This is a genomic window from Streptomyces sp. NPDC101151 (genome assembly GCF_044768335.1).
Classification (GTDB): domain Bacteria; phylum Actinomycetota; class Actinomycetes; order Streptomycetales; family Streptomycetaceae; genus Streptomyces.
Map to the genome: position 1 here is coordinate 1 of NZ_JBIWPP010000094.1, position 6,117 is coordinate 6,117.

Annotated in this window: 3 protein-coding genes and 1 pseudogene; 1 reads left to right on the forward strand and 3 read right to left on the reverse strand. The window is 67.5% G+C overall.

Features of this window, described 5'->3' with window-relative positions:
* Positions 1–194 precede the first annotated feature (194 nt).
* The 3 genes from ACIRU3_RS47180 to fxsT all read right to left on the reverse strand — a co-directional run bounded on the left by ACIRU3_RS47180 (position 195) and on the right by fxsT (position 4,941).
* Positions 195–434, reverse strand: a complete 240-nt coding sequence (locus tag ACIRU3_RS47180; protein ID WP_404070552.1) for a hypothetical protein — start codon at positions 432–434, stop codon at positions 195–197.
* Between the two features lie 656 nt (positions 435–1,090).
* Entirely contained in the window at positions 1,091–1,939 is an 849-nt protein-coding gene (locus ACIRU3_RS47185; protein ID WP_404070554.1) for a hypothetical protein, read from the reverse strand.
* Between the two features lie 776 nt (positions 1,940–2,715).
* Positions 2,716–4,941, reverse strand: coding sequence for an FxSxx-COOH system tetratricopeptide repeat protein (gene fxsT, locus ACIRU3_RS47190; RefSeq protein WP_404070556.1), 2,226 nt, complete (start codon positions 4,939–4,941; stop codon positions 2,716–2,718).
* Between the two features lie 388 nt (positions 4,942–5,329).
* Between fxsT and ACIRU3_RS47195 the strand changes: the two are divergent.
* A pseudogene (locus tag ACIRU3_RS47195) lies at positions 5,330–6,021 on the forward strand (IS5 family transposase); the annotation flags it as partial.
* Positions 6,022–6,117: the final 96 nt, after the last annotated feature.

Sequence of the window (6,117 nt, forward strand, 5' to 3'; positions counted from 1 at the left end):
TTCCCACGGCTTCGGCCGAGCCACCCCGCACCCCCAAATCATCGAGCTCGGAGTGATCCAACCACCTCGAAGATCATTTCGTTAGGGGTTCTAAGAGGGTTGGCCGCGTCAGAGAACCGAGTCGATGTCTACAGCCACGGCAGCTAGAGCCGCGCCATGGAGCAGGTGACCGCAGTCGCTGCAACCCAGCGAACTCATGTCGTTTCTTGGCTGCCCGAGGACGCGCGGCGTTTGCGCTGCTCGATGAACGCATCTACGTGGTAGTCGGCGAAGAGGTGGCCTTGTTGGTCCGTGAGGACCGGTACCAACTTCCCTCGACGAACCCACTGCAACACGGTTAGGTGCTGCACACCACACCGACGAGCTACTTCTGCGGTGGTGATCAACTGTCGTGGGTAGACGTTGAAGATCTCGTCGCTTGCCCTGGTGGTCATAGCCCTCCCAGACATGCAAAAACCCTCCGCATCCGCGAAGGGTCGTGAGTTTAGGCGCACTTGTGCCACCTGTAGGCACTATGACAGGACGCTGTCGATGATCGCAACAGCCGCCCCCGATGGGACCTGCACACCAAAAGCACGCGAGACGCTGGGCATGGGCAGGTCGGTGTGACGGCGGAGGCTGGGCCGTCCTGGGGCCGTGCGAGGTCACCCGATGCCAATCGACAACGACAGAAGCCCACGGCATCTGAGCAGCTCAGAGCCGTGGGCTTCCTCAGCCTCGCTGGTCAGCGAGGTCAGTGATCAGTAGACCGGCTACTGATCAGCATCCGACTGGTAAGTGTCTGCGCCAGCTACGCCTGACGCGCGCTCGCAGTGAGATGTCAGCCTGTCTGGACCCACCAGATCAGCCAGGTGACGGCGGCGCAGCCGAGTGTGTACGCGGCGCCCTTCAGGGCGTTCATGAGAATGATGCGCAGGTAGCGGCGGCTACGGCGGCGCCACGCGGGCGTAGGGTGTAGCGGAGGGCTTCCCGCGGAGGGGAGTCCGATGGAGTGCTTGTTCAAGAGGTACTCCGGAAAATCCAGTGATGTGTGCTGGTGATGTCGCACCGCTCCGTCGAGGCGCCAACCACACGCGGAGCGGTGCGGCCTTCATTCCTTCGGGCCGACGCCCGAAGAAACCTCAGTGTCGGCCTCTTCCTCGGTCGTCGGCTCTCCAAGAGCGCGAGGGGTGAAGGGGGGCCACAGGCTGTACACGGGACGCGCTCCTCGGCCTGATCGAGTCTTGAGGGTGTCGAACCACTCGTCGCCGACCTGAACGAGGATGCCGTGCTTCATCAACTCGCGGATACCCTTGCCGGCGGTGTCGGCGGAGACGCCATACCAGTCAGGCATCCGCTCCTGGGGCAGGGTGAACTTGAGCTTCCGTTGGTTCGAGGCGATCAGAAGCATGGCTTTCCCTGGAAGGGAGAGGGTGTTGTGCCATTTCTTGTCCCAGTACTCGTACGGGAGCTGGAAATAGGGGTCTCCTGTCCCCTCACCTGGGGACGTGTACGGCTGCCCCGAGCCGTCTTCATGCAACTTGGTGATGGTTGACTTGCCGCCCTCGCCACGAGCTCGGGTGATGAGATTGAGCTCCTTCAGGACCTTCCACGCGCGAGACACGGCTGCCGTCCCTGCTGTCTCATCGAAAATGCCCACCGAACGGGCCCAAGTCGTGGACCACTCGGTGACGGAAAAGTCACCGCCGCTAGTCACAGCACTGAGCAACAGGTATAGGTCCAACGGCCGTTTGGCGGAGCGGCGAACCAGCTCCGCCAGAGCACCGGGTGACTTCGATCCGCTCTTGCTCACCTCCCTCTGGAGGAACGCTCGGCGGATCGGCACCGTGCGGGTCGGCCGCTGAGAGCGTTCAAGGATGAGCTTGATCGTTTCCGGCTGTCCCAGCTGGGTGGGACCGTGCCCCGGTGGTGAGTTGAGGTTGTGCTGAGTGGTCGTCATGCCGCAATGGTGGCATGGACTTGAGGCGCGCCAGCGTTCTGAGGAGACGCCTTAGGTGGCATCGACTTGCCGTTTCAACGGGCGCCATACGATGCCTACATGATTCCTCGTAGGACACCTGGTTAGATGACAAGTTACGACGACACCTTTACTGGGCCGAGTTGCGGGCGATGGCGAACTGGCTGAGCTTGACACGGTAGTTGACTCGCAGGCCGCAGACGGCCGACTTGTCTTTGTTCCGCTGAACCCGGAAGTGCACGCCCTACGGAGTGCCGTAGCGCAGTTGCCGAACCAGGACGTCATTCGTCGCCAGTCGCCGGTGAGTGTCTAATCGCGTGACAACGACGACGGACACCAGCGGACAACCGCGCACACCTGTGGACCTTCTCCGCAGGTGACAAGCACGGCAGCCCGAGGTCGAGCACCCACCCAAGTTGCTTCGGGACGAAGCGCACGCCCCGCCAGGCTGCGGAGCCTGGCACCGAACGCCCTGGTCTGCCTCAGGTGCAGACAGTCCATCAGGAGAGCGGGGCATCCGGCGGCGTCCGTGGCCATCCTCTGGCCAGAGTGCTGCTCGCGAGATGCGCAACAACGATGAAAGAGCAGGTCAGGGGCATAGTCGGCACTGAGATGTGGCGGTCTTGAAAATCGCCGTAGTGCAAGGCGGTGAGGCGCAGCTTCCGTAGCGGGCAACGGGACGTAGGCGTACGCCAATGCTCCGGAGCCCATGCGATGAGCCCGTCAGGCTCGGCGGCGGCGTCGGTTCCCGCCGGGCTTCAGGCGCGGGGTGTCTCTCCCGCCTTCCCCCGCCACCGGGCGAGGTGGCGGCGGGCGGTCAGGGTGGCGGGGTGGTCCTCACCCAGCACCCGAACCTGGTCAGTCAGCAGCTCCTCGAACGCGGCTGCGGCACCGGCCGCGTCTCCCGTCTCCCCTTGTAAGTGGGCGAGGTTGTTGCGGGTGGTCAGGGTGTCGGGGTGGTCCTCACCCAGCACCCGAACCTGGTCGGCCAGCAACTCCTCGAACGCAGCTGCGGCACCGGCCGCGTCCCCCGCCTCCCCCCGCCACCGGGCGAGGTCGTGGCGGGCGCCCAGCGTGTCGGGGTGGTCCTCACCCAGCACCCGAACTCGTTCGACCACCAGCTGCTCGAACGCAGCTGCGGCACCGGCCGCGTCCCCCGCTGCCCCCCGCCAGTAGGCGAGGTCGTGGCGGGCGCCCAGCGTGTCGGGGTGGTCCTCACCCAGCAAGCGAACCTGGTCGGCCAGCAGCTCCTCGAACGCAGCCGCGGCACCGGCCGCGTCCCCTGTCTTCCCCCGCCAGTAGACGAGATTGTGGCGGGCGATCAGGGTGGCGGGGTGGTCCTCACCCTGCACCCGAACTCGGTCGGCCAGCAGCTGCTCGAATGCAGTTGCGGCGCCTGCGACGTCTCCCTCCGCCCCCCGCCAGTAGACGAGGTCGTTGCGGGTGGTCAGGGTGGCGGGGTGGTCCTCACCCTGCACCCGAACTCGGTCGGCCAGCAGCTGCTCGAGCGCAGCTGCGGCACCGGCGACGTCTCCCGCCTCCCCCCGCCAGTGGGCGAGGTCGTGGCGGGCGATCAGGGTGTCAGAGTGGTCGGGGCCGAGGCGGTGGCCTGTGGCCTCGGCCAGGCGATGGAAGTGGGCTGCGGCGGCCGTGACCTGGCCGGCTTCGCCGAGGCTGCGTCCAGCCAGGTAGAGCACCACATGCGCGTCGGGCTGGTACAGGGCGTCTTCGGCGGTGCGGGTGAGGGTGGTGGCATTGGCGCGCAGGGCGTGGGCGAGTTCGGTGTCGCGTTCGATGTCGGGCCAGGCAGTGGTGAGGGCGTCAGCGGCGGTGCGTGCGAGTCGGTCGTGCTGGTCGGGGGTGAGCGTGTCACGGGTGGCGCGCTGGATGAGCTGGTGGACGCGGACGGCTTGGCGAGGGGTGGCGGGGGTGTGGTCGATGAGGCTCAGCCGATCCAGCGCCCGCAGAGCACCGACCGCCTCCTTCGCAGTGACCGATACGGGAGTGAGGTCCTGCTCTTCTGACCAAGGTGTGTCCTGGGGCGTTGTCTGAGAGACGTGTTCGGTGCGGTGCCGGGTCAGGTGGGCGAGGGCGGGCGCGCTGGTCAGAACGGTTTCGGGGATGCCGTTGGGGCTGAGGAACGCGGCGAGCTGGAGCATCGGGCGGGCCAGGCCCACCGGGCGCAGGGTGTCGGCGCGGTCGACGGACAGCGACCAGGCTGCCGCCGGGGTCTGGGTCTGGCCGTCGGGCAGGACCTCGGGGGCGGCGTCGGCGAGCAGGGTGGCACGGTTGGCCAGCAGGCTTCGGTAGGCGGCGGCGCTGATGCAGGCGTCGATGAGATAGGCAGCGGCCTGCGACAACGCGAGCGGCAGGTGCCCTAAGTCCTGGGCGAGTGCGGCGAGCTGCTCGTCGGGCTCGTGGCGGTTACGGGCACCCAGCGCGGCGGTGAGGTAGGCGAGGGACTCGGCCTCGGTGAACAGTCCGACCTTGATCAGACGGCCGGCCAGGGCCAGGGCGGCGTCCTGGCGGCGGGTGGTGACCAGGGTCCGGCCGTGCGGTCCGGCCGGCGGCCACAGACCGTTCAGGTCGGCCGGGTCGGTGACGTCGTCGAGGACGACCAGCCACCGGCACGGCGTCGCGTTCGCCTTGGGCTCCAGCCAGGCCAAAAACGCGCGGGCGGCCGCTTCCCGGTCCGCCGGGTCGGCACCCAGGATCTCCACCGCGGCCTGCGCATACCCGGACGCGGCCGCGGTGGCGTTGCTCGCGGTGATCCACACCAGCACGTCCAGCTCACCGGCCCGCCAGGCCGTGCGGGCGTAGTCGGCGGCCAGCTGGGTCTTGCCCACCCCACCCATACCGGCAAGCACCTGACCGCGCACCGTGTCCTGCCCCACCAGGACCGCGGCCTGACCACCCGTGAGCGCCTCGCGCAGCCGCACCACCTCGGCGCGGGTCTGGAAACAACCCGCCCGCGGCGGGATCACCCCCACCTGGTGCGGCCACCCGGCCGTGGGCCGCCGGGCCTCGTAGTAGTGGTGGTGGACGTCCTCCTTGCCCGTGACCGGGCCGGCGAACACACCACCACGGAAATCGACGTAGTCCCCGCCCTCAGCGCCATATCGCGCCTCCCCGCCCGCCACCAAACCCCCCGAACACCGTCGGATCCAGCACGCCGACCGTACCCGCGTACTTACCCCGGCCACCGGCTGTTCGCGACACAAAAGCAGACCCGGAACAAACCCTGATTCCCCCAGCCATCCCCCAGCAGCAGCAGGTAGCGGCAAACCTGCAGGTCACGGATAGCGGACTTAGAGGTCCTAACAGAAGTCGTTGATCATGTGACTTTCGGCTTGAGCGGTCGTTGCTCTGCTCGTGGGGAAACGTCAGTCGCGACCTTGGATCGTGTCGGATGAACTGTGGTCGCTGATCGAGCCGTTGCTGCCTGGACCGGGTCCGAAGCTGGTGGAGGGGCGGCCGCGGATCCCGGACCGGCAGGCGCTGTGCGGGATCCTGTTCGTGCTGCATACCGGCATCCAGTGGGAGTACCTGCCCCAGGAGCTGGGCTTCGGCTCGGGGATGACGTGCTGGCGGCGTCTGGCCGCGTGGAACGAAGCCGGTGTCTGGGACGCACTCCACTTGGTACTGCTGAAGAAGCTGCGGGCGGCGAAGAAGCTGGACTGGTCGCGGGCGGTGATCGACTCCTCCCACGTGCGGGCTGCTCGGCGGGGCCCAAAAGCGGCCCCAGCCCGGTCGACCGTGCACGGCCGGGCAGCAAGCACCACGTCCTCACCGACGCCCAGGGCATCCCGCTCGCGGTGTCGCTGACCGGCCAAAACCGCAACGACGTCACCCAGCTCCTGCCCCTTGTGGACAAGGTCCCCGCCGTTGCCGGCGCCGTCGGCCGTCCCAGACGCCGACCGGATGCACTCCTCGCGGACCGCGGCTACGACCACGACAAGTACCGCCGACTGCTGTGGCAGCGCGGCATCCGTCCGGTCATTGCCGAACGGGGCGAACCCCACGGCTCTGGCCTCGGCGTCTTCCGCTGGGTGGTCGAGCGCACGATGTGCGCCACGAGGCGCTCTGTTTGTATCCCCGGCTCAGCCGGGAGGAACTCGGAAGGAGGTTCCTGGGCCCGATGACTTACCTGGATCCGAAAG